This is a genomic window from Pseudomonas sp. StFLB209 (assembly GCF_000829415.1).
In the GTDB taxonomy this organism is placed as follows: domain Bacteria; phylum Pseudomonadota; class Gammaproteobacteria; order Pseudomonadales; family Pseudomonadaceae; genus Aquipseudomonas.
In genome coordinates this window covers 4,346,739-4,371,943 of the sequence record NZ_AP014637.1, presented here as the reverse complement: position 1 = coordinate 4,371,943, position 25,205 = coordinate 4,346,739, and the positions used below count along the sequence as shown (strand labels likewise).

15 protein-coding genes and 2 pseudogenes are annotated in these 25,205 nt (G+C 62.3%); 11 read left to right on the top strand and 6 right to left on the bottom strand.

Features of this window, described 5'->3' with window-relative positions; genetic code table 11:
• Window positions 1-4: 4 nt before the first annotated feature.
• On the bottom strand, window positions 5-244 hold the full coding sequence (locus tag PSCI_RS29165; RefSeq protein ID WP_144403284.1) for a hypothetical protein: 240 nt from the start codon (window positions 242-244) through the stop codon (window positions 5-7).
• A 21-nt stretch (window positions 245-265) separates the two neighbouring features.
• On the opposite strand from PSCI_RS29165, the gene dacB reads away from it, so the two are divergent.
• Window positions 266-1,735 (top strand): D-alanyl-D-alanine carboxypeptidase/D-alanyl-D-alanine endopeptidase, encoded by a 1,470-nt coding sequence (gene dacB, locus PSCI_RS19590; RefSeq protein ID WP_045490234.1) that lies wholly within the window; start codon window positions 266-268, stop codon window positions 1,733-1,735.
• Between the two features lie 4 nt (window positions 1,736-1,739).
• Here dacB and PSCI_RS19585 read toward each other — a convergent pair whose 3' ends face one another.
• Entirely contained in the window at window positions 1,740-4,136 is a 2,397-nt protein-coding gene (locus tag PSCI_RS19585; protein ID WP_045490231.1) for a sensor domain-containing diguanylate cyclase, read from the bottom strand.
• A gap of 201 nt (window positions 4,137-4,337) precedes the next feature.
• On the bottom strand, window positions 4,338-6,554 hold the full coding sequence (gene rlmKL / locus PSCI_RS19580) for a bifunctional 23S rRNA (guanine(2069)-N(7))-methyltransferase RlmK/23S rRNA (guanine(2445)-N(2))-methyltransferase RlmL (RefSeq protein ID WP_045490228.1): 2,217 nt from the start codon (window positions 6,552-6,554) through the stop codon (window positions 4,338-4,340).
• Between the two features lie 555 nt (window positions 6,555-7,109).
• Between rlmKL and rmf the strand changes: the two genes are divergently transcribed.
• Window positions 7,110-7,325, top strand: coding sequence for a ribosome modulation factor (gene rmf, locus PSCI_RS28725; protein WP_010448881.1), 216 nt, complete (start codon window positions 7,110-7,112; stop codon window positions 7,323-7,325).
• A gap of 131 nt (window positions 7,326-7,456) precedes the next feature.
• Here rmf and PSCI_RS19575 read toward each other — a convergent pair whose 3' ends face one another.
• Window positions 7,457-8,482: a quinone-dependent dihydroorotate dehydrogenase gene (locus PSCI_RS19575; protein ID WP_045490226.1), complete on the bottom strand. Its 1,026-nt coding sequence runs from the start codon at window positions 8,480-8,482 to the stop codon at window positions 7,457-7,459.
• A gap of 178 nt (window positions 8,483-8,660) precedes the next feature.
• Between PSCI_RS19575 and PSCI_RS19570 the strand changes: the two genes are divergently transcribed.
• From PSCI_RS19570 to PSCI_RS19530, 9 genes and pseudogenes are all read left to right on the top strand, one after another.
• A complete protein-coding gene (locus PSCI_RS19570; protein WP_045490224.1) occupies window positions 8,661-9,872 on the top strand; it encodes a CmpA/NrtA family ABC transporter substrate-binding protein in 1,212 nt (403 codons plus the stop codon).
• Window positions 9,873-9,885: 13 nt separating this feature from the next.
• Window positions 9,886-10,461, top strand: coding sequence for an ANTAR domain-containing response regulator (locus PSCI_RS19565; RefSeq protein WP_045490221.1), 576 nt, complete (start codon window positions 9,886-9,888; stop codon window positions 10,459-10,461).
• Between the two features lie 367 nt (window positions 10,462-10,828).
• Window positions 10,829-11,059 (top strand): hypothetical protein, encoded by a 231-nt coding sequence (locus tag PSCI_RS19560; protein ID WP_045490218.1) that lies wholly within the window; start codon window positions 10,829-10,831, stop codon window positions 11,057-11,059.
• The gene (locus PSCI_RS19555; protein ID WP_045490216.1) at window positions 11,028-12,239 is read left to right on the top strand and encodes a nitrate/nitrite transporter; all 1,212 of its coding nucleotides are present in this window, start codon (window positions 11,028-11,030) and stop codon (window positions 12,237-12,239) included. Before PSCI_RS19560 ends, PSCI_RS19555 begins: the two co-directional genes overlap by 32 nt.
• Window positions 12,240-12,247: 8 nt before the next feature.
• Complete coding sequence (locus PSCI_RS19550) at window positions 12,248-13,906, top strand: bifunctional protein-serine/threonine kinase/phosphatase (RefSeq protein WP_045490214.1); 1,659 nt, start codon at window positions 12,248-12,250, stop codon at window positions 13,904-13,906.
• Window positions 13,907-14,625: 719 nt separating this feature from the next.
• Window positions 14,626-15,834, top strand: a pseudogene (locus tag PSCI_RS19545) (NAD(P)/FAD-dependent oxidoreductase); the annotation flags it as partial.
• 5 nt (window positions 15,835-15,839) lie between these two features.
• Window positions 15,840-18,554, top strand: coding sequence for a nitrate reductase (locus PSCI_RS19540; RefSeq protein ID WP_045490212.1), 2,715 nt, complete (start codon window positions 15,840-15,842; stop codon window positions 18,552-18,554).
• Between the two features lie 14 nt (window positions 18,555-18,568).
• Window positions 18,569-19,318 carry a uroporphyrinogen-III C-methyltransferase gene (gene cobA / locus PSCI_RS19535; protein WP_045490210.1) on the top strand — a complete coding sequence of 250 codons (750 nt, stop codon included), beginning with the start codon at window positions 18,569-18,571 and terminating at the stop codon, window positions 19,316-19,318.
• Between the two features lie 139 nt (window positions 19,319-19,457).
• Window positions 19,458-19,712: a helix-turn-helix domain-containing protein gene (locus PSCI_RS19530; RefSeq protein WP_052483597.1), complete on the top strand. Its 255-nt coding sequence runs from the start codon at window positions 19,458-19,460 to the stop codon at window positions 19,710-19,712.
• A gap of 54 nt (window positions 19,713-19,766) precedes the next feature.
• Here PSCI_RS19530 and PSCI_RS30245 read toward each other — a convergent pair.
• Both PSCI_RS30245 and PSCI_RS19520 read right to left on the bottom strand, forming a co-directional pair.
• A pseudogene (locus tag PSCI_RS30245) lies at window positions 19,767-20,510 on the bottom strand (RHS repeat-associated core domain-containing protein); the annotation flags it as partial.
• Window positions 20,511-20,630: 120 nt separating this feature from the next.
• Window positions 20,631-25,202 (bottom strand): RHS repeat domain-containing protein, encoded by a 4,572-nt coding sequence (locus PSCI_RS19520; protein ID WP_084710032.1) that lies wholly within the window; start codon window positions 25,200-25,202, stop codon window positions 20,631-20,633.
• Between the last annotated feature and the right edge of the window lie 3 nt (window positions 25,203-25,205).

Below are 25,205 nucleotides of genomic sequence, written 5' to 3'. Positions count from 1 at the left end.
TCCTTCAGGGTTGCCGAGCGCTGATCAACAAGCCATCCCTTGCGGATGGCTTTTTTTTGCCCAATCGACAGCCCGGCGAACAGCGGCAGGCTCTGGAATCGGCCTGTGCAGATGAAAATTCCCGGCGCAGCGCCCGAAGCCCGGTGCGCTTGGGGCATAATGCAAGCTTGTTGCCGCGCATGCTCACCACCTCTGCGCCTTTATTGTTCAGCGAGGGCTTTTTCACCCTTATCTGGCTTTTCATCTTTGCATCAGGGTTTTATTGATGATCAGATCCTTGCGCCCCTTGTTACTGGCCAGCGTTCTTCTGCCGTTCGCTTTTCAGGTCCATGCAGCACCGATCAACACCACCCTCCCGCCCAAGGTCCAGCAGGCTCTGAAAGCCAGCAAGCTGACCGACGACGCACTGTCGCTGGTGACCATACCGCTCACCGGCCCCGGCACGCCCACCGTGTTCAATGCCGATGTGTCGGTCAACCCGGCCTCGACCATGAAGCTGGTCACCACCTTCGCCGCCCTGGAAATCCTTGGTCCCACCCACCAATGGAAAACCGAGTTCTTCACCGACGGCACCCTGAGCAACGGGGTCCTGCGCGGCAATCTGTACCTCAAAGGCGGGGGCGACCCCAAGCTGAACATGGAAAAGCTCTGGCTGCTGATGCGCGACCTGCGCGCCAATGGCGTACAGCAGGTCACCGGCGACCTGATCCTGGACCGCAGTCATTTTGTCCAGCCACAACTGCCTGTCTTCGATGATGACGGCGGCGACCACAGCAAGCCGTTTCTGGTCCGCCCTGACTCGCTACTGGTCAACCTCAAGGCCCTGCGCTTCGTGACCCGCAACGACGACGGGCGCATTCTGGTGGCGGTAGAGCCGCCGATCGCCACGATCCGGATCGACAATCAGGTCAAGAATATCGCCGCCAAGCAGTGCGGCGACGATGTCCGTTACAACCCGGTGCCGCAGGCCGACGGTAGCCTGCTGGTGCAGGTGACCGGCCAGTTGGCCAAAGGCTGCAACTCTCAGACTTATCTGTCGCTGCTTGATCATCAGGCCTACGCGGCCGGGGCCGTGCGCGCGATCTGGCAAGAGCTGGGCGGCAGCATTCAGGGCGCTGACAAGGTCGGTAACGTGCCATCGGGTGCCAAGTTGCTGGCCCGGGCTTTTTCGCCGGATCTGGTGGAAGTGATCCGCGACATCAACAAATACAGCAACAACACCATGGCCCAGCAGTTGTTCCTGAGCCTCGGCCAAGAGTTCCGCACCAGCGCCGATGGCGATGACGCCAAGGCCGCGCAACGGGTGATTCGCCAGTGGCTGGCCAAAAAGGGCATCACCGCACCGCATCTGGTCATGGAAAATGGCTCGGGCCTGTCGCGGGCCGAGCGGGTCAGTGCCCGTGAAATGGCCGTCCTGCTGCAAGCCGCCTGGCGCAGCCCGTATGCCGCCGAGTTCACCAGCTCGATGCCGCTGGCCGGGATGGACGGGACCATGCGCAAACGCCTCAAACGCACCCCGCTGCTGGGTGAGGCGCATATCAAGACCGGCACCCTGAACACCGTTCGAGCGATTGCCGGCTACAGCCGCGACAGCAACGGCAACACCTGGGCGGTGGTGGCGATCCTCAACGACCCGCGCCCGTTCGGCGCCTCATCGGTGCTCGACGAGGTGCTGGTCGATCTGTACCGCCAGCCCAAGCTGAACGCCACCACCGTGTCGATCCAGCAGCCCTGAGGTTTCAGGGCTGCTCGGGCTGCACCCGGTCGCGGCCAGCCTGCTTGGCCGCGTAGACCCCCGAGTCGGCGCGCAGCAGCAAGGCGTCGGCGCCCTCGCCCCGACGCCAGCTGGCGATGCCGAAACTGGCCGTCACCTGGCCAACGGTGTCAAGCGGCTGACTGCGCATGCTTTGCCATAGTTGAGTCGCCAACTGGCCGGCTTCTTCTGGATGGGTGGACGGGCAAAGAATAATGAATTCTTCACCGCCCAACCGACAGAACACATCCTCGGCACGCACACGCTGGCTGATGCTGCGGCAGATCGCCTGCAACACCGCATCACCTACCGCGTGGCCATACTGGTCGTTGATGCGCTTGAAGTGGTCGATATCCATCATGATGACCGATAGCTGGCCGCCATGACGTGCAGTGCGGCGCAGTTCAGCCTGCAGGCGCTCCTGGAAGTAACGCCGGTTGTAGGCACCGGTGAGCACGTCGGTGATCGACAAGGCGCGCAATTCATCTTCGACGCGCTTCATGTCAGTGATATCGCTTAAAAAACCATGCCAGAGAATCCCGCCGTCAGGCAGCCGCTCCGGGGTCGCCTCGCCGCGTATCCAGCGGATTCCGCGTTCGGGCAGGTTCAGGCGAAACTCGTCGCGCCATGGCTTGCACTGTTCGGTACTGGCGGCCATCACGCGCATGACCCGCGGTTTGTCTTCCACGTAGGTACGCTCGAACACCAGCGACGCATCGGCGACAATTTGCGCCTCGGTCAGCTCATACAGGCGGCACATCCCCACGCTGATGTAATTGAACTGCGGACTGCCATCGGCCGAGCGCTGGAACTGGTAAATACCGCCCGGCACCTGGGAGCCAAGGCGCTCAAGCAGGCGATCACGGGCCGCCAGGGCCTCGTGAATCTGCTTGCGCTCGGTAACATCAATACACACCGCCAGGTAACCGATCCATTGATCCTGGTCGTCGCGCACCGCCGTCACCAGCATATTGACCGTCAGTGTGCTGCCGTCGCTGCGCCGGAATGTCCACTCGCGGGCCGGATGGCTATCGGGCTCGGCGGCCTCCAGCAGCATGGCCTGCTCGGGCATGACCTCGCGCCGGTAACGCTCACTGAGCCGGGCCGCATGGGCGTGCAATTCGGCCGGGTCATGCAGGTCGCTGATATTGACCCTGCCCAACACCTGCGCCTCGGGGTAATCGAGCATTTTCTGCGCGCCAACATTGAAGGTGCTGATCAGCCCGTTGAGATCGGTGGCAATGATCGCGACCTCCGTCGAGGCATCGAGCACGTTGCGCAACTGACCGTGGGTAATGCGCAGCTGTTGTTCACGCAGACGCAACTGGGCAGTGCGCTGGTCGACCAGCAGCAGCGCCCGCTGGCGCTGGCCGATCAGGCTGAACAGCAAGGCGCTGAGCATCAGGCTCAACAGCCCGCCCAACACCGCGACACTGCCGGCCATGGACTGGTTGTTTTGCAGAAATGACTCGGTTGGCCGCACCTCAAGCAGGTAGTCGCGATCGCCCAGACTGAGCAGGGTACTGACCCGCAAATCAGCCTGGGCCGGCTGCGCCTGGGACTGGTACAGCAACTCGGGTTCGGCGGGCGAACTGAGGTCCAGCATCGTCACCGCCAGATTGTCCTGGGTCGGCAGGCCTTCGTTCATCAACTCGCCGACGCTGATGACCGCCATCACGTAGCCACGCAACGCAGCACTGCCCGCATCCCGATTGTGCGTGGCAAAAACCGGTGCAACCAGCAGCACGCCGTAGGCGTAATCCTGTTCCAGACCCACCAGTTCGATGCGCGGTGTCGCGGCAATCGAGCCAAGCATCCGCGCACGCTCCAGGGTCTGGTGGCGCAGGGTTTCGGAATTGATGTCAAAGCCGTACGGCAGCGGCAGCGAACTCATTGACTGAGTGAACAGCACCGGGAAGTACTCTTCGCGTTGCCCGGCCACTTGCAGTTGTCCATCAGGGCCTTTTTCGCGGATGGCGAAGTCGGCAAGTTCCTGCTCACGGCGCACTTTGGCTTCAAAGTCGGCTCGCTCTGCATCGGTAACCCGCGGGCTCCAGGAATAGGCACGAGTGCCATCGAGCAGGGCCGAGCTGAAACCATTGTATTCGTGACGTGAGACGTCTTTGGAATACAGAAAGAACCGCCGCAAGCTGTCGAGCCGGCTGATCTGGCTGTCGAGACGCTCTTGGATACGTACAAAGCGCTCGCTGGCCAACAGGTCGAAGCGCTGCCGCAACTGGCGCTGATACAACTCGTAGTTGCTCAGCGCCAGCAATGCAGTGAGGGCCAGCCCGGCCATCAGTACCAGGCTGGCTACCAGCCATGCCGATGCCTGTTCACTGATGAACCCGAGGATTCTGGGTCTGGATTGTTTTGCAGCCATACTCACGACTCGTGACGCCAACAAGGCTGTGACGTCAAGCTGGCCGTGCTTCCCTTATAGCTATTCGCCATTAATTTGCCTAGCCCATGAAAGACATAACTTGGACAAATCGAGCCATCCCCGAACCGGTTGTCCGGGATGGCCAGAGCATCCTGCTCCTTTATTGCTTCAGCCGTGAGCATAGCGGCGCTTGCTGATCGATCATGCCTGGCGTGGAGTGATTTTCCAGGCGCGGTGGATCCGGTCATTGCGGGCGAAGTCAGGATCAATGGTCTGCGCCGAAATATCCTGCACGCTGTAGCGCTGGGCAATGTGCTCATCGAGCACGAACTTGCGGAAGTTGTTGGAGAAATACAGCACCCCACCCGGCGCCAGCCTGGCCATGGCCAGATCGATCAGTTCCGCCTGGTCGCGCTGCACATCGAACACCCCTTCCATGCGCTTGGAGTTGGAGAAGGTCGGCGGGTCGATGAAGATCAGCTCGTACTCTTCCCGGCACTCACGCAACCAGTTCATCACATCGCCCTGCTCCAGGCGGTTCTTGTCGGAAAAACCGTTGAGCGACAGGTTACGCCGTGCCCAGTCCAGATAAGTGCGCGACAGATCGACGCTGGTGGTGCTGCGCGCACCACCCTTGGCCGCATGCACACTGGCCGTGGCGGTGTAGCAGAACAGGTTGAGAAACCGCTTGCCCTCGGCCTCGCGCTGAATACGCAGGCGGATCGGCCGATGGTCGAGGAACAACCCGGTATCCAGGTAATCGGTCAGGTTGACCAACAGCCTCACGCCGCCCTCGTTGACTTCCAGGAACTGGCCCTGAGCCGATTGACGCTCGTACTGGCGAGTGCCGCTCTGGCGTTCACGGCGCTTGACCACTACCCGGCTCTTGTCGATACCCAAGGTCTGCGGAATCGCCGCCAGCGCGTCAAACAGGCGCGCCGACGCCTTTTCAGGGTCTATCGACTTGGGCGCCGCGTACTCTTGAACATGCACCCAATCGCGATACAGATCGACCGCCAGGGCATACTCAGGCATATCCGCGTCATACACCCGATAGCACTCGACCGCCTCACGGCGTGCCCACTTGCCCAGTTGCTTGAGGTTTTTCTGCAGACGGTTGGCGAACATCTGCCCGCCCTCGCTCAGGCGTGCCTGCTCGACCGCGGCCGGCTTGCTTTCGTCGCGGGTTGGCGGGCGCTCGACGTCGGCCTGGCGCTGCTCGGGGCTGCGCCGCTCGCCGGTAACGAACTGATCGGGCTGCACCTTGAGCAGCAGCAGCTTGCACGGCAAGGCGCCGTTCCAGAACGCATATTGCTTGTGGCTGCGGATCCCCATGCGCTTGCCCAGGTCCGGCGCGCCGGTGAACACTGCCGCCTCCCAGCCCATACATGCCTGGCGCAGACGCTCGCCCAGATTCTGGTAGAGATACAGCAGGCTGGCTTCGTCACCCAGCCGCTCACCGTAGGGCGGGTTGCAAATCACCAGGCCTTTCTGGTTCTGGTCGGTGCGCGGCTCGAACGTGCCGACTTCCCCCTGATAGACCTTGATCCAGTCGCTCAAACCGGCACGTTCGATGTTGTTGCGCGCCGGCTGGATCAGCCGCGGGTCAGCCTCGTAGCCACGAATCCACGACGCTGGCCGGGCCAACCCGGCTTCGGCACGCGCCAGTGCCTCGTCGTGCAGCTTGCGCCACAGCGCCGGTACATGGCCAAGCCAGGCCGAAAAGCCCCAGCGCTCGCGCTTGAGGTTGGGCGCGATGTCGGCAGCGATCATGCCCGCTTCGACCAGGAAGGTGCCCACCCCGCACATCGGGTCAGCCAGCGCCCCGCCTTCGGCGGCAATGCGCGGCCAGCCGGCCCGGATCAACACGGCCGCGGCGAGGTTTTCCTTGAGCGGTGCAGCGCCTTGCTGCAGTCGGTAGCCGCGCTGGTGCAGGCTGTGCCCGGACAAGTCCAGCGAGAGGATCGCCTGGCCACGGTCCAGGCGCAGGTGCACCCGCAGGTCCGGGTTGATCTTGTCCACCGAAGGGCGCAAGCCATCGCGGGTACGCAGCTTGTCGACGATCGCATCCTTGACCTTCAAGGCGCCGAAGTGGGTATTGTCGATGCCCGAGCCATGCCCGCTGAACTCCACGGCGATGCTGCCGTCAGCCTCCAGATGATCCTGCCAGTCGACGTGCAGCACCTGCTCGTACAGATCATCGGCATTGCTCATCGGGAAACGCTTGAGCACCAGCAGCACGCGGTTGGCCAGGCGCGACCACAGGCAGAGCCGGTAGGCGGTCTCCATGTCGGCAGTGCCGCGAATGGCACTGGTGTGTTCCCGGGTTTCTTCAAGGCCCAACCCGCAGGCTTCTTCGGCCAGCAGGCCCTCAAGGCCCTTGGGACAGGTGAGGTAAAGTTCGTAGCGATCCGACATGTGTATTCCAGGGCCTGAGCCGTCAGCGGCGGGCAACGCATTGCCCGACCAGATTCAATACAGGCGCTTTTCAGCAAACGCCTGCGTGGCACATAACGTGTGCCGGTCCACCGTGTGAAGCGTTGTAGGCTTCAACGACAGTTATGCAAAAGGGGAAATATCGCCCCGTGCCAGTGAGCCCGAGTTTTGAGGACATATAAAGTCACATTCTTACCCTTCGTCGAATAATAACTAAAAGCATTCAGCCATTATGTCGCCCGGCCCGGTTTACCGTTGATCGACGCAACTCCTTGCGGGGGCAGGATTATTGACTGTTTCGCCGGTGAAACACAGGTGTTCTTATCGCTCATCAGTCCTAAATGTGACGTGCTTATGACAAATCGATCATTCACAGCCGTTAACGCATTGGTTAGAAATCTCCTCAGGCTGTCACCGCAACGGTGTCGGCACCACGCCCGTGACGCCGGCAGCGGGCAGACAAGGCAGAAGATTTCTGCCTAACCTCGACATGAGGTTCATGGACATTACATAGTCAACAGACGAGGGCAACACCCTATGAGAAGACTTAAGCGTGATCCGTTGGAAAGAGCATTTTTACGCGGATATCAATACGGCGTTAATGGTAAATCCCGTGAGCTTTGCCCATTTACTCTACCGTCAGTTCGTCAGGCATGGATCAATGGCTGGCGCGAAGGACGAGGCGACAACTGGGACGGTATGACCGGCACCGCGGGCATTCACAGACTCAACGAACTTCACGCAGTCGGATGAGGTAATTCCGACCAGTCAATCTGAAAATTTGTCTGACTTCTCGATCAACATCGTTACTGCCTCATCAGGCGGCGGGCCACAGGCTCAGGGGCTTCTTCATGAAGCCCCTTTTTATGTCCATGGTTACCGGCTCAGTGACGCGACAACGCGGCAATCGCATCCACCGACTCGCGAATCAACGCAGGTCCCTTGTAGATAAAGCCAGAGTAGATCTGCACTAGGCTGGCCCCGGCCTGAATCTTCTCGGCCGCATGGCGGCCTTCGGTGATACCGCCAGCGGCGATGATCGGCAGACGCCCGCCCAGTTCCCCCGCCAGAATCCGTACCGTATGGGTGCTCTTGTCGCGCACCGGTGCACCTGACAAGCCACCGGCTTCAGCGGCATGCGTCAGGCCTTCGACACCTTCACGGCTCAGGGTAGTGTTGGTGGCAATGACCGCGTCCATCCCGGTTTCGAGCAAGGTCGCCGCGACCAGCGCGGTTTCTTCATCGCTGATGTCCGGCGCGATCTTGATCGCCAGTGGCACGCGCTTGCCGTATTGCTGGGTCAGCGCTTGCTGACGCAACTGCAGGGCTTCGAGCAACTGCTTGAGCGAATCACCGAATTGCAGGCTGCGCAGGCCCGGGGTGTTGGGCGAACTGACGTTGACGGTCACATAGCTGGCATGGTCGTAGACCTTGTCGAGGCAGATCAGGTAGTCGTCCACCGCGCGCTCGACCGGGGTGTCGAAGTTCTTGCCGATATTGATACCCAACACACCACGGTATTTTGCGGCCTTGACCCGGTTGATCAGGTGATCGACGCCCAGGTTGTTGAAGCCCATGCGGTTGATGATGCCTTCAGCCTCGGGCAGGCGGAACAGACGCGGCTTGGGGTTGCCGGGCTGGGCCCGCGGGGTGATGGTGCCGATCTCGACAAAGCCGAAACCCAGCTGGGCAAAACCGTCGATGGCCGCACCGTTCTTGTCAAGGCCTGCTGCCAGCCCGACCGGGTTGGCAAAGCTCAGGCCCATGACCGTCACCGGTGCCTGAGCAGGCGCCCTGCACAGCAAGCCGTTCAGGCCCAACCGGCCACCCGCACCGATCAGGTCCAGCGACAGGTCATGAGAGGTTTCCGGAGAAAGTTTGAAGAGTAACTGGCGGGCCAGGTTGTACATGGGCGGGCGGGCTCACAGGCGGCTGAAATCAGCCGGCGATTATAGCCGTCAGAGTGCCCGGCAGGCGAGAAATCCGCATCGCCGGGCGCTGGCACATGCCTTGCACCCCTCTTCGGATCACGCCACATGCAAGGCGGCGGCTTTTTTTGATGGAAGCAAGTGTGAGCAGGCAAGACCGATGATCCCTCGAGCAAGCAACGCCCTGGACTGGGTGGCGGGCAGCGATGCCCCGGAAATGAACAGCATCGACATAGGCTTCATGGCCCTGACCGACTGCGCTTCGCTGGTCGTGGCCGCGACCCAAGGGTTCGCCCAGCCTTACGGGCTGACCCTCAACCTGCACCGCCAACCGTCCTGGGCAAGCCTGCGCGACCGGTTGCTCAGCGGCCAGTTGCAGGCCGCCCACAGCCTTTACGGCCTGGTATATGCCATGCAACTGGGGATCAGCGGCGGCGCGAGTGCCGACATGGCGATCCTGATGGGGCTGAACCAGAACGGCCAGTGCATCAACCTGTCCAGCGCGTTGCAGCAGGCTGGCGTGACCAGTCCTGAAGCACTGGAACAACGCGCGCACCATAATGGCGCGCGCATGACCTTCGCCCAAACCTTCCCCACCGGCAACCATGCCATGTGGCTTTATTACTGGCTGGCAAGCCAAGGCATTCATCCACTGGCAGACGTCGACAGTGTGGTGGTGCCACCGGCGCAGATGGTCGAGCACCTCAAGGCAGGGCGGATTGACGGCTGTTGTGTCGGTGAGCCGTGGGGCGCCAGCGCGATCAAACAACAGTTGGGCTTCACCCTGGCCACCAGCCAGTCAATCTGGCCCGACCATCCCGGCAAAGTGCTGGGTTGCACCCAGGAATTCGCCGAGCGTAACCCCAACACCGCTCGCGCCCTGACCATGGCGGTGCTGGAAGCCAGCCGCTTCATCGAGCAGAGCGTCGAGAATCGCCGCAGCACCGCGCAGTTGCTCAGCGATGCTGACTACCTGGATACCCCGGTAGATTGCATCGAGCCGCGCTTGCTCGGTCATTATGAAGATGGCCTGGGCAACAGCTGGCAAGACAGCCACCCGCTGAAGCTGTTCGGTAATGGCCAGGTGACCTTCCCCTGGCTGTCCGATGGCATGTGGTTCATGACCCAGTTCCGCCGCTGGGGCCTGCTGCGCGAGGACCCCGACTACCTGGCCATCGCCCGCCAGGTTCACCGCCTTGACCTCTACCGTCAGGCCGCCGAAGCGCTGGACATTGCCGTGCCGAACACGCAGATGCGCAGCAGCCAGTTGATCGACGGGCGGATCTGGGACGGCAGCGACCCGGCCGCTTATGCCCGCAGCTTTGCCCTCCACGCCAGGGTCGATGGCAGCCCTGCCGTCGCCGCTTACTGAGAGGCAGCCGAGCATGTTGCGTATCCTGCTGATCAATGACACAGCCAAAAAAGTCGGCCGCCTCAAGGCCGCGCTGAGTGAGGCCGGTTTCGAAGTGATCGATGAGTCCGGCCTGAGCATCGACCTGCCGGCGCGGGTCGACGCATTACGCCCGGACGTGATTCTGATCGACACTGAATCCCCCGGCCGCGACGTCATGGAACAAGTGGTGCTGGTCAGCCGCGATCAGCCGAGGCCGATCGTGATGTTCACCGACGAACACGACCCAGGCGTCATGCGTCAGGCGATCAAGTCCGGGGTCAGTGCCTATATCGTCGAGGGCATTGATGCCCCGCGCCTGCAACCGATCCTCGACGTGGCCATGGCCCGCTTCGAAAGCGACCAGGCACTGCGCGCCCAGCTACTGGCCCGCGACCAGCAGATGGCCGAACGCAAACGCATCGAACAGGCCAAGGGTCTGCTGATGAAAATGAAGCACTGCAACGAAGAAGATGCCTACACCCTGATGCGCCGTCAGGCCATGAGCCGCCAGCAAAAGCTGATTCAGGTCGCCGAACAGATCATCGCCATGAGCGAGATGCTGGGCTAAGAGCAGTTACGACCCGAAATGCACCATACCACCCGCCCGACGCGCTGCAATGGAGCGTTTAAGCATCCGTAGGAGCGGCTTGAGCCGCGAATAAAGGTCACAGACAGCGTTATTCGCGGCTCAAGTCGCCCCTACCGGGCGCTCATGGATTTGGCCCAGGTCTTGCTAATACCTCTGTGCAGGTAGCCAACGGCGGTTGCCCCCTTACATACGACAAAGACGTCGCCCTCTCCCTTCGCTACGCAGCGAACCGAGATGCGGCGTCTTTTGCGTTCAGGGTGCCTTTAAAAACGTAGGCGAGGCAGTCAGCGCTAGGCGAAATCAGGCGAGAAACGGTCGGAGTCGCGCACGACTTTACAGTTTGTAAATGAGCATTTTGACCGGGCTGGCGTTCCAGCCTGATTTCAACAACGCGATGGCAACGCAGGTAGTTTTTAGAGGTGCCCTTCAGGCCCCGGTGACGGGGCCGGGTGAGCCGCCGGCTAATCGCGCACTCACCCCTGACAACTTCCACGTCGCGGCCACGACCAGCGACGAACTCCTTCTGGCAGATGATGAGGTGTGCAATGGATACAAGTTTCTGGAAGGCCGGACATAAACCGACCCTTTTCGCAGCCTTTCTGTACTTCGACCTGAGCTTCATGGTCTGGTACCTGCTCGGCCCGCTGGCGGTGCAGATCGCCACTGACCTGCAACTGACCACCCAGCAACGCGGCCTGATGGTCGCCACGCCGATTCTGGCGGGTGCGGTGCTGCGCTTCGTAATGGGAATGCTGGCCGATCAACTGTCGCCCAAGACCGCCGGGATCATCGGCCAGGTGATCGTGATCGTCGCGCTGTTGTGTGCCTGGCAACTGGGCATTCATACCTATGAGCACGCGCTGTTACTGGGCCTGTTCCTGGGCATGGCCGGTGCATCGTTTGCCGTCGCGCTGCCGCTGGCCTCGCAATGGTATCCGCCGCAGCATCAGGGCAAAGCCATGGGCATTGCCGGTGCCGGTAACTCTGGCACGGTACTGGCCGCGCTGATCGCGCCGGTGCTGGCCGCCAGTTTCGGCTGGGGTAACGTGTTCGGCCTGGCGCTGATTCCACTGGTGCTGACCCTGATCGCCTTCAGCCTGATGGCCCGCAACGCCCCGGAACGCGCCAAAGCCAAGTCGATGGCCGACTACTTCAAGGCCCTCGGCGACCGTGACAGCTGGTGGTTCATGTTCTTCTACAGCGTGACCTTTGGCGGCTTCATCGGCCTGGCCAGCGCCCTGCCCGGCTACTTCAACGACCAGTACGGCCTGGACCCGATCACCGCCGGCTACTACACCGCCGCCTGCGTGTTCGGCGGCAGCCTGATGCGCCCATTGGGCGGTGCGCTGGCCGACCGTTTCGGTGGCATCCGCACGCTGACGGCGATGTACATGGTCGCGGCGATCGGCATTGCGGCAGTGGGCTTCAACCTGCCCAGTTCGGTCGCGGCGCTGGCGCTGTTCGTTACCGCCATGCTTGGCCTGGGCGCCGGTAATGGCGCGGTGTTCCAACTGGTGCCGCAGCGCTTTCGCAAGGAAATCGGCGTAATGACCGGCCTGATCGGCATGGCCGGCGGGATCGGCGGTTTCTTCCTGGCGGCCGGCCTTGGCAGCATCAAACAGAACACCGGCGAATACCAACTGGGGCTGTGGCTGTTCGCCGGGCTTGCCGTGCTGGCCTGGTTTGGTCTGCTCAATGTCAAGCGCCGCTGGCGCACCACCTGGGGTTCGGCCGCTGTGACAGCCGCGCGGGTATAAGCCACGCCATGCCCTTGCAATTGAGTTGTGCGCAGTTCAGCGCCAGCGGCCCGCGCAGCGAAAACCAGGACGCTTTGCGCCTGGTAACGCCAGTGCCGGCGCTGGCGGCCAGCAAGGGCCATTTGTTTGCCTTGGCCGACGGGGTCAGCCAGTGCGCCGATGGTGCGCTGGCGGCTCAATCCACGCTTCAGGCACTGGCCCTGGACTATTATTCAACGCCGGAGACCTGGGGCATCACCCAATCGCTGGACCGTCTGCTGCTGGCGCAGAACCGCTGGCTGTTGGCCAATGGCCTGCTGACCACACTGAGCGCGCTGGTGTTGCGCGGCCGGCGCTTTACCCTGGCCCACGTCGGCGACTGCCGGGTCTATCGCTGGCACGCGGGGACGCTGCAACGCATCAGCGAAGAGCATGTCTGGGAACAGCCGGACATGAACCACGTGCTCAAACGTGCACTGGGTCTGGACCAGTACCTGGTGATGGATTATCTGGAAGGCGAACTGCGCGAGGGCGAGCGCCTGTTACTGGTCAGCGATGGCGTGTGGGCGACCCTGGGCGACAACGGAATCCGTTCGATCCTGGCCGATCAGGAGCCATTGCAGGCGTGCGTCACCGCGCTGGTCAACAGTGCCCATCTGGCCGGCAGCCAGGACAATGCCAGCGCCTTGCTGATTCAAGTCGACAGCCTGGGCCATGACGACCTTGGCGACACCTTGCGCCAGTTGCAGCAATGGCCGCTGCCGCCGCAGCTCAAGCCTGGTCAGTCGTTCGAGGGCTGGCAGGTCGACAGGCTCCTGGCCCGTTCGCAGCAGTCGCTGCTTTATCAGGTGCTGGATGAAAACGGTCAGCCCTGGTTGCTCAAGACGCTGCCCGCCAGCCGTGCAGACGAAGACGGTGCCGGTCAGGCGCTGCTGCTGGAGGAGTGGTTCCTGCGGCGGGTGGCCGGCCGGCATTTCCCGGAAGTGGCACCATTACCGCAGCGCCAGCATTTGTACTACCTGATGCGCCGTTATCCGGGGCGCACGCTTGCGCAGTTGTTCAGCGTGACCGGCCCGCTGCCCTTGGGCCAGTGGCAGGATCTGGCGCTACGGCTGTTGCGCGCCAGCGGGTTGTTGCACCGGCGCAACATTATTCATCGGGATATCAAGCCGGACAATCTGCTGCTCGATGATGACGGTGAGTTGCGGCTGCTGGATTTCGGCCTGGCGTTTTGTCCGGGGCTGTCCACGCAGGTGCCCGGTGAGTTGCCGGGCACGCCGAGTTTTCTGGCGCCGGAGGCGTTTCAGGGCGCAGCGCCCTCAGCGCGTCAGGATCTGTATGCGGTGGGGGTGACGCTGTATTACTTGCTGACCGGGCAGTATCCCTATGGTGAGGTGGAGGCGTTTCAGCAGCCGCGTTTTGCCAGTCCGGTGCCGGCCAGCCGGTATCGGCCGGATGTGCCGGATTGGCTGGAGCGCAATCTGGGCAAGGCACTGGCGGCGGATCCGCAGCAGCGTTATGAGACGGCTGAGCAGTGGTTGCTGGAGCTGGAACAGGGTGAGCAGCAGGTGATGACGGTACGGCCCCGACCGCTGCTGGAGCGCGAGCCGTTGAAGGTGTGGCGGACCCTGGCGCTGGTGTCGCTGTTGGGCAATCTGGTGGCGGCGATTGTGCTGTTGCATGGGTGAGGGGTTTGGCCTTCGCGGCTTCAGCCGTGAAGGCCTTTCGTTTTGTACACAGATCATTGCCGCGGTTGTCTGGACTGCGGGTTTCGCCCCGACGGGCGACCTACTTTGGTTTTGCCCAAAGTAGGCAAAGGCAATTGCTCCTGGCTTGGGTCCGCCCTGCGGGCGAACTTCCCTCCGTCCGGCATCGATTCGGGGGCCGGCGCGATGGGCATCCCTGCCCAGCGCACCTGCTCCTGATATCAAGAGCAGCGACATCCATGTCGGTTTCTACCCCGAATCGACACCTACCCTCGGCCAGCGCCCAAGTCGCGATTCGCGTCGTCTGTGCCATCTCGGTTCGAAGATCAAAATCAACGGCAACGGCGAAACAAAGGGGGTCGTCCGCCAGGACGAAACAGGGCGGCCTGATGAACACCACAGAAACCAACAGAGAGCACTCAAAGATCCAAAGACGCCCCGCATCCGTGCACAGCGCCTCAAGCCGGTGCAGCCATACAGACCAATACTCCAGAAAGCCCCCGATTTACCGGCCAACGCACACATGGCACGCCCCCTGCATTAACCTGAACAACACACACATTACGTGCGGTCTTCAATGGCGAAGGCGGCATTTCCCGGTTTACGGGAGCGGACAAAGGCGTCCTCGTCAGGCTACTGGCGAGGGCGCTTTTTTGTTTGCGATGGATTCATACGCATTCAGGCGGTAACCCGGAGGCCCGATGAAAAAACTCAAACTGGTGATGATCGGTAATGGCATGGCCGGGGTTCGGACGCTTGAGGAACTGCTCAAGCTCAGTGACGAGCTGTATGACATCACGGTCTTCGGCGCCGAGCCGCATCCCAATTACAACCGCATCATGCTGTCACCGGTGCTGGCCGGCGAGCAGGACTTCACCGACATCGTGCTCAATGACCTGGACTGGTACAGCCGTCACGGCATCAACCTGCTGTTGGGCCGGCGGGTGGTGAAGATCGACCGGGTCAAGCGCCGGGTGATTGCCGACGACGGCACTGAAGCCGCTTATGACCGGTTGCTGATCGCCACCGGCTCCCGGCCCTACCGGCTGCCGATTCCTGGCAACGAGCTGGACGGGGTGATCGGCTATCGCGATATCGCCGACACTCAGCAGATGATCGACACTGCCAATACCCATCGCCGCGCGGTGATCATCGGTGGCGGCCTGCTGGGCCTGGAAGCGGCCAATGGCCTGGCCATGCGCGGCATGCAGGTGACCGTCGTGCACCACGGCAAGAGCCTGCTGGAGCGGCAACTGGACAAGACCAGCGGCGACTTGCTGCAAAAAGCGCTGGAGCAACGCAACCTGACCTTCTGCCTCAACGCCCACACCGCCGAGTTGCTGGGCGACGAGCAGGGACGGGTTCGTGAAGTGTGCTTCACCGATGGCAGCCGGGTGGCAGCCGATCTGGTGGTGATGGCCGCCGGCATCCGCCCGGAAACATCGCTGGCCGAACAGGCCGGGCTGCCGTGTGACCGCGGGATTCTGGTCAATGACACCTTGCAGACCTTCGACCCGCGCATTTACGCCATCGGCGAATGCGTCAGCCATCGCGGTATCGCCTACGGCCTGGTCGCACCGCTGTTCGAACAGGCCAGGGTCTGCGCCAATCATCTGGCCCAGCTGGGTTTTGCCCGCTATCAGGGTTCGGTGACTTCAGCCAAACTCAAGGTGACGGGCATTGACCTGTTTTCCGCCGGCGACTTTCTCGGTGGCGAAGGCACCGAAAGCATCACCTACTCAGACCCGATCAGCGGGGTCTACAAAAAGCTGGTGATCAAGGACGACATGCTGGTCGGTGCCTGCCTGTACGGCGACACCTGCGATGGCAGTTGGTACATGGAGCAGATCCGTACCAACAGCCGGATCGAGTCGATCCGTCAGCACCTGATGTTTGGTGAACAGGCGATGCAGCCATGACCGACCTCAGCCTGCCGGTGCGCACCACCGCCTCGACCTGCTGTTACTGCGGCGTGGGTTGCGGGGTGTTGATCGAGCACGATGACCAACGTATTTACGGTGTAACGGGCGATCCTGCGCACCCGGCCAATTTCGGCCGGCTGTGCAGCAAAGGTTCGAGCCTGCACCTGACCGGCGACCTGTCGGCCCGGGCGCTGTACCCTGAGCTGCGCCTGGGTAAAAGCTTGCCGCGCAGCCGCACCGACTGGGACAGCGCACTGGATCATGCCGCACAGGTGTTTGCCCGTACCCTGCATGAGTACGGCCCGGACAGCGTGGCGTTTTACATTTCCGGGCAGCTGCTGACCGAAGACTATTACGCCTTCAACAAACTGGCCCGCGCACTGGTCGGCACCAACAATATCGACAGCAATTCGCGGCTGTGCATGTCGTCGGCCGTGGTCGGCTACAAACGCAGCCTGGGTGCCGATGCGCCGCCGTGCAACTATCAGGACATCGAGCTGGCCGACACGCTGCTGATCGTCGGCAGCAACATGGCTTACGCCCACCCGATCCTGTTCCGGCGTCTGGAGCAAGCGAAAAGCCAGCGCCCGGACATGAAGATCATCGTCGTCGACCCACGGCGCACCGACACCTGTGAACTGGCCGACCTGCACCTGGCGATTCAGGGTGGCAGTGACGTGGCGCTGTTTCACGGCATCCTGCACCTGTTGATCTGGGACGAGCAGATCGACCGCGACTATATCGAGGCGCACACCGAAGGCTTTGCCGAACTCAAGGCCCTGGTGCGCGACTACACGCCTGAGCAGGTGGCACGCCTGTGCGATATCAGCATCGAGGACTTGCACACCTGCGCCCGGCTGATCGGCCAGGCGCCAGCGTTCCTGTCGCTGTGGTGCATGGGGCTTAATCAGTCCACTGCTGGCAGCGCCAAAAACAGCGCGCTGATCAATCTGCATCTGGCCACCGGGCAAATCGGCCGCCCCGGCGCCGGCCCCTTCTCGCTGACCGGCCAGCCCAACGCCATGGGCGGGCGTGAGACCGGCAGCCTGTCCAACCTGCTGCCAGGCCACCGCGAAGCCGGCAACCCCGAGCATCGCCGGGAAGTCGCCGAGTACTGGGGCGTCGACGCGCTACCGGCCAACCCTGGGCTGTCGGCGGTGGACCTGTTCGAGCAGGTGCGCAACGGCACAATCAAGGCGCTGTGGATCGCCTGCACTAATCCTGCGCAATCAATGCCGGACCAGACCGCGATTCGCCAGGCCCTCACCAGTTGCCCGTTCGTGGTGTTGCAGGAAGCTTTCCATACCACCGAAACCGCACACTATGCCGACCTGCTGTTGCCGGCCGCCAGTTGGGGTGAGAAGCAAGGCACGGTGACCAACTCCGAACGGCGCATCTCCAACGTGCGCAAAGCGATTGCCGCGCCAGGCGAAGCACGGGCCGACTGGTCGATCACTGTCGACTTCGCCCGCCGTCTGCAAGCGCGGCTGCTGCCCGGCAGTGCGACGCTGTTTGACTTCCCGACCCCCGAGTCGCTGTTTGACGAATACAAGCAACTGACCCGTGGCCGCGATCTGGACCAGTCAGGTATCAGCCGCGACCTGATCGACAGGCTCGGGCCGCAGCAATGGCCATTTCCCGAAGGCGCCACGGCAGGCACCGCGCGCCTGTATGCCGATGGGCTATTCCCGACCGCGACAGGCCGGGCGCGTTTTGTCAGCGACGCCTATGCAGCCCCGGTCGAGCGCCGCGACGCCCGGTTTCCGCTGACCCTCAACACCGGCCGGTTGCGCGACCACTGGCACGGCATGAGCCGCACCGGCACCGCAGCGCGGCTGTTCGGCCATGTCAGTGAAGCGGTACTGAGCGTCAACCCCGACGACATGCAACGCCAACGCTTGCAGGACGGCGACCTGGTGCAACTGCATAGCCGGCGCGGCAGCCTGGTGGTGCCCATCAGCGCCGACGACAGTCTGCGGGCCGGGCACGTCTACCTGCCGATGCACTGGGGCGACCGGTTCCTCAAAGGCGGCGTCAACCAGTTGACCCAGCCCGCCTATGACCCGTTGTCCAAACAGCCGGAACTGAAACACGCCGGCGTGCGCCTGGAGCGAGCCAACCTGCCGTGGCGCTTGTTCGCCCTGATCGAGGGTGATGTGCAGCGCCATTTGCAGGCGCTGCGCCCGCTGTGTGAGGCGTTCGGCTACGCCAGCCTGAGCCTGATCGGCCGCGAGTGCGCGGCGCTGGTGATCCGCGCCGCGCATCCGGCGCCGCCAGATGCCGCGCTGCTGGCGCAGATCGATCAACTGCTGAACCTGGACCACGGCCCGGTGATTGCCTACGACGACCCCAAACATGGCGTCGGCAAACGGGTCCGTATCGAGCACAACCGGATAACCTCGCTGCGCCTGGCCGGCGAAACCCTGGCTCAGCACTGGCTGCAGAACCTGTGGCTCGAAGGCCGGGCCGACCAGCCGCTGCGGCGCTGGATGCTCGCTCCGCTAAGCAGCGAGCCTGGCAAAAGCGCGTTCCAGATCCGCGACAAGGTTCTGTGTAACTGCATGAACGTCAGCCAGAGCGCGATCAGCGCCGGGATCGAACGCGGGCTGGGGCTCGATGAACTCAAACAACAATTAGGCTGCGGGACTCAATGCGGGTCTTGTGTGCCGGAAATAAAACGCCTGATCAATCTGGTCGCCGTACCCTGAATGAGGAATACCTGATGAGCGCAAAAGTCTGGCTGGTGGGCGCAGGCCCTGGCGATCCTGAATTGCTGACCCTCAAGGCGGTGCGGGCGCTGGGCTGCGCCGATGTGGTGATGATCGATGATCTGGTCAACCCGGCGGTGCTCGAGCACTGCCCGGCGGCCCGGGTGATCAAGGTCGGCAAGCGTGGCGGCTGCCGCTCGACGCCGCAGGCGTTCATTCACCGGCTGATGCTGCGCTATGCCCGGCAGGGCAAGTGCGTGGTACGGCTCAAGGGCGGTGACCCGTGCATTTTTGGCCGTGGCGGCGAAGAGGCGCAGTGGCTGCGTGAACGCGGCGTTGAAGCAGAGCTGGTCAACGGCATCACCGCCGGCCTTGCCGGGGCCACCCAATGCGATATCCCGCTGACCCTGCGCGGCATCAGCCGTGGCGTAACGCTGGTGACGGCGCATACCCAGGATGACAGTGAGTTGAACTGGCAGGCGCTGGCGCAGGGCGGCACCACGCTGGTGGTGTATATGGGCGTGGCCCGCCTGAGCGGGATTTGCGCGGGGTTGCTGGCCGGCGGCATGCGTGCCGACATGCCGGTGGCGATGATCGAAAACGCCTCATTGCCGCACCAGCGCGAGTGCCGCAGCACCCTGGGCAACATGCAGCGCGATGCATTGGCATTTGCCCTGCAAAGCCCGGCAGTGCTGGTGATTGGCGAAGTGGCGGCGGCACAATCGGTCGCGGCGAGCCCGCTCGCGCAGGCTGTGGCTGGCTGATTGCTGCGCGGCGAGCGCGCCCGCCAGCGCCTTCGCCGCGGACCGGCTGGCACGCCAGGCAGTGTCATTTCTGTCAGGTTTCAGATGCAATGATCAGCGCTATGCTGGGCCGCAGGTTTCCATGGATGAGGACCTTGCGATGAACCGTAATCAGCAACCGCCAAACGGCTGCGCTAGCGACACCCCCCTCCCCGTCAGGCTGACCCACAAGGAACTGGAGACCCTGCACTGGGTGATACGCGGCAAGACCGCCTGGGAAATCGCCCGGATCCTGGGGCGTAGCGAAGCGGTGATCAACTTTCATCAGGGCAACATTCGCCGCAAGTTCGGCGTGTGCAATATGCGTACGGCACTGGTGAAGGCGATCGAGATGGGGATTGTATCGTTGGGCTGAACGTTACATCGGCCCCAGCAGAGCGGCATCATCGATACCGCCCTGCACCAGACCTTAAAGGACTTTCAGCTTGCGATAAGGCGCTGCCCGGATGCTGTCAACCTGAAGATCAGCACTGCGGGTTGGCCCATGGCTGACCTGTCTGTGCCTCAGTTGGCCCAAGCTGGGGTCGGGTTTACCCATATAGCCTGCCAGAGCATATCGGCGCTCAATCACTGCCGCGTGATGTTGCAAATGGTGGCGTGCTTGAGCAGTGATCTGTAAGGGGCTATCTGTCGAGCCAAGCGCCTGAGCTGCCTCTTTATAGATACCCAGCCGTTTTTGGGCATCGACCATGAAGTCTTGTTTGTACTTATAGAGCCCGCGATTCGTTGCGCCTTGTTCCGCCATCTCCTTCATTGACCGGTTGAGTGCCTGTGCACTGTCACGGGTGTAAGACTCCAGCATCAGTAACCCTTGCTGATCCTGTCGACTCATCAGCACCCACTCATTACCGACACCCTGTTTTGAACTCAATGAAAAAAGCGCGGACCCAGGTGCGTCGCCGTCCAGAAGCTGGGTAAACCTAAAAGTCTTGCCCTTGAAAAAGCCCAACATGGGTGCATGCCCGGTCGAGTCACTTCGGTTAACCGGGTCGCCCCGGCAATACCCATAGGCATTGACCCCGCCGACCCCGAACGGGCTCTGGTTATCGGGGCTGTGAAAGCGCATCAGTACCGGGCTATACGCCCGGTAACCATTGCCAAGGAGTTGCCAGCCCAGACCCGACTCGTGGCACTGACCATTAAAACCTGGCTCCGACAGGTCACTGTTTGCCCCGGTTGTCTCTTGTTTTGCATTCATGGATACGCCTCTTCATGAACAGGCATCAAAGCCTGTTCATCAATGGTTTGCAGTCAAGGACTGACATCCTGCCCGTCACAAGTCCAGCCTAGGTGCTTTCGGTTTCCGCCTGAGATCGCTTGCCGTTACCTGCGTTTCATTTGCTTTGTTGAGCCGGGCCCGGCGCATCAACCGAACATCAACGCTGTAGCTTTGCAAAGCGGCCAACGCTTCCTTCTGCTGCGGCGTACTAACGCCTCGTGGAGACTCTAAAGCGGCAGCTTTAAGCGGGGTTTTCGGAACAGCGAGTGTTGGCTTGGGCTTGGCCCCCAGGAGAGTAAAAGTGTTTCCCCAGCGCTCACGTTTCAGCAGCAGCGCTGTCTGTGGCTCGGGCATGTCCAAAAATTCGGCCAAGCGCCTCGGCGAGCTTACGTTGCCCATCAGGGCATTTCCCTCATCAGCCTGCATCAAAAGCCTTGTCGTAGCGTTTTTATTTTGAGCTGCAATGTTGATGGCGCTCCGTTTGGCGAGAAGAAACTTCACATTACCTATATGACCTATATGCCCCGTCGGATCACTCGCATTCACCGGGTCGCCCTCGCAATACGCATACGCATTCACCCCACCCTGAGCAAACGGGCTGAGGCTATCGGGGCTGTGAAAGCGCATCAGCACCGGGTTGAAGGCCCGGTAACCATTACCCAGCAGTTGCCATCCTGTGGCGGGCTCGGCGTACTGTCCGTTGAACGCCGGCCCGCCTTCAGCCTGGGGGCGCAGGCTCCGGTGGCCGTAGGGGGTATAGGCACTGGCTGTCGCCCCGCTGGCGTCGGTTTCCTGCAGCACGCTGTTGGCGGTGTCGGTGGCCAGCGGGCCTTGCCCGGCCTGGGCCAATAGCCTGTCGTCGCCCCACAACCAGTGTTGCCCCTGCTGACCATCGGTGACGGTGCTCAGTTGCCCGGCGCAGTAAAAACGCTGCTGGTCATCCTGGGCACTGAGGGTGTCCAGCGGATCATAGCGGTAGTGCCCGTCACCCGCAGGACCGCTGACCTGCAACAAGCGATTGAGGGCGTCGTAGCTCAGGGTACGGCCCTGTTCGTCGCGGATCAGGTTGCCGTCATCGTCGTAGCTGAGCAGGATCTCAGGCGGATAATCGGCGTGGCTGTTGGTGACGCGGCTCAGCTGTACCGGGTCATCGCCCTCATAGTAATAATCGGCGTTGTTGTTGCCGCCTGTGAAGGTGGTGCGTACCAGGGTCAGGTTATCCAGCGGATCGAAGCGAAACAGCTGGGTTGCGATGATTTTGCCGTACGGGTCTACCGGGCACTGGCTGCCGCTGCAGCGGTAACTGGTCAGGCGACTGCGTTCGTCGTAGCCGTAGATTTCGTCACGCAGCAGCGTATCGCCCTGCTTGAGGGTGCGCTGCTTGAGCTGGTCGGTGTCGTCATACACTTGGGTCAGGGTCTGGATCACGCCGTTGAGGTCAAATTCACGGCTGATCTCCCGGCCATGGTCGTCGTAGTCCAGGCCGGTGCCCAGCCGCTGTTGGTCGTCGACGGTATCGATGCGCGCCAGCCGGCCCAGCTCGTCGTAGCTGAAGGTCGCGGTGGTCTGGCCCAGCCGGGTGTTCTGCAGGCGGGCATGGGCGTCGTAGCTGAGGCTCTGGGTCTGGCCCAGTACATCGATGTATTCCAGCAGCAGGCCCTGCAGGCTGTAGCGGTACTGCATCTGATACTCGCCGCTGTCATCGATGCGCTGCTCGCTCTTGAGTTCGCCGGTGCTGTAGTAAGTACGCTTCAGCGTCTGGCCTTGTTCGCTGCAATCGAGCAACCGGGCGTTTTGCAGGTCATATTCGTAGCTGGCGTTGACGTTACTGGCCGGAATACGCCGCACCAGCGGGTCTTCACCCAAGGCCGGTACATAGAGGTATTCGATCCGCTGGCGGCTGGCGGTCACCACCGAGGCCGGCCGGGTTTGGCCCGGCTCGAAGCTGTACGACTGCTGACGGCCACCGACGGTGAACAGGTAGCGGCGCTCCAGGCTGTCGAATGCCTGCTGGCCCAGCTCCACGTCATTGACAGCGATGCTCACCGGCAAGTCCGCGCGGCTGTGTGCGGCGTAGCTGCGGCGCACCTCGGCCTGGTCGGGCAGGAGCAACCCGACCTGACGATCAAAAGCGTCATAGCGGTAACCGGTGACATGGCTCAGCGCGTCGACTTCTTCGGCCAGCCGCCCCAATCCGTCGTAGTGGTAAAGATGCCGGCCCAGGCTTTGCCCGTCGTGGGTATCGCGCTGTACATAGTCAGGTTCTTCGAACAGGTTCAACTGGGTTTCGGTCAACTCATAGCGCCTGTTGTCGTCGGCCGATATCTGTCGCCACTGGCGTTTGAGCGGCCCAATGGGGCTGGCGGCCTGGTCGGTCTGCTCGAAACTCAGCACCCCGTCCGGGCCGGTCTGGCTCAGTGACTGCTGCCAGTCGTCGTAAGTGAATGTGGTGGTCAGGCTGCGCTCGTCACTGCCCAGCCAGTCGTACAGGGTTTCGCTGCTCAATTGCCCACGGCTGTCATACTGCGCGGCATAGATGCGCCGCCAGGCATTATCGGCATCAGCATCCTGGCGCTGTTCGGCCACCACCCGATTCAAGCCATCAAGCTCGCTGCGTACAGCCACGCCTTTGACATCCGTGACCTGCTGCCAGGCTCTCTGGCCGGTCTCGGCCACCAGCCCATAGGCATACTGCCGGGCAGCTTGATAGTCGGTGTCCGGCGCCACGGTTTCGCTCAGCACCCGCTGCAGCGCATCGTAGCGGTAGCGAATCTCTACGTCGGTGTCGTCACGGGTCAGCAGCGCCAGGCCATTGACCAGCGACTGCTCAAGCTCGATCACCTTACGCTCAGCATCCAGGCTGCTGCTGCGGGTCTCGGTGGTGTGCAGCACCGTGCCGCCGGCGCGGCCGGTGCTGACCCGGTAGCTGTAGTCGGTCAGGTTGCTGATGCCGTTGAGGGTGACGCTCTGTTGCAGCAACCGGCCGTGGTTAAAGGTGTCGGCCGGTGCGTTGTAATAGCGTGACGCGCCGGTTTGCAGCAAGGTTTCAGTGCTGCCGTGCACCTGTAGCAGACGTTCTTCGGTTTGCACCAGCCACGGCTGGCCAGTGCCGCCCACCGCTGGCAGGGCCTCATGGCGGTAGCGCTGGCGCAGCACCGGGGCGGCCTCGCCGTGGCTGGACGCTGTTGGGGTCACAGTGCTGCTGGCCAATTGGCGCACGAAGCCTTCAGGGTCGGCTGGGCACTGGCCGGGCTCACCGGCAGCCGGGTACCAGCTGCGGGTTTCAGTGATGCCGCTGGCTTTGATTTCTTCGAGCAGGTTGCCAAAGCCGTCATAGCGGGTTTTCACCGTTTCGCTGCGCACACGGTTGGGGTCGTCGAGGTCGTACCAGCTGTCGGTCACGGTGTCGGGCAACTGAAAATACGCCGGCTGCTGGTCGAAGTTCAGCCGGTCATCGGCGTGGTAAACGGTTGCACTGCGCTGCGCCTTGCGGCGCTGGATGATCAGTTGTTCGGTCAGCAGATGGAAGCGGTTGAAGATGCGCTCGGTGGTCCGCAGCGCCTGGCCGGCGTCGAACAGGGTCTCGGTGCTGCCGTACAGATAGCTGCCGGTGATCTTGTACAGGTTGTCCTCGCCGTTGTCCTCCCACACCAGGCCCGAGGCGTTGTGGCCCAGAAAGTTATGCGTCGGGTTGACCGTGCCAGTGCCATAGCTGTAGCCCACCTCGATGGGCGGCTGGCGCGTGGCCTGGGCGTTTTCCTGCTGCGCCTGATCAGCCCCGGAGACAGGGCTGGGGTCGATGATGTGCCGCGTCACCCGACGCAGATTGGGGCGGCTGCTCTGGCCTGGGAAGGCATGCCCGGCGTCATCGTAGCGCAGGGTCTCGTGGGCGCCGGAAGGGGTCCATACCTCGGTCACATGCAACAGGCCATCAAGCGCCTGATACTCCAGGCGCCAGCCGGCCTGCTCGGCAGTGGGCAAGGTAATACGCGACACCCGGTTATCGTGACCGCTCAAGGTAAAGGTGAATTTCGCGGCTGACTGGTCAGGGTCCAGAGTCAACACCACCTCGCTGGCGGAGCGCTCCAGGGTCAGCAAACGGCGCTGGCTATCGCGCACCTCGGCCAGCAGCGCCTGGCCATTGAAGTAGCTGTAGCTGAGGCTGATGCGACGCCCGTTGGCGGCGCGGATTTCCACTGGCAAGGCCGGGCTGTCGCCCCCCATGGCCTGCAGAATTTCCAGCTGGCCTGACTTGTGAGCGATGCGGTACTGATTGCCGACCAGTTCGGCAGCATGAAAGCTGTCGAGCTTTTTCTCCTTCATCAGCATCTGACCGTTGGCGTGCCCGGTTACTTTGAAACTCTCGCCACTGCTGAGTGAGAGCATCTGCGAAGCCGGGTGGTACTGCGACAGTTGCAGGTTCCAGCCGTGGCCGTAGCCGGAGTCCTGATTGTTGAGCGGATTGAAGACCAGCGTCAGCGGCAGCGCAGGGCCGGCCAGCTCGTCGCTTTGCAGCTCCGGCAGGCTGATCGACAGCGTGTACAAACCGGTACGTGGGTCGACGCCGCCATTGATGAAACTCATGAAGTTGAATGCATTGGAATGCAGTGATGTAGAGGCAGTCATGCT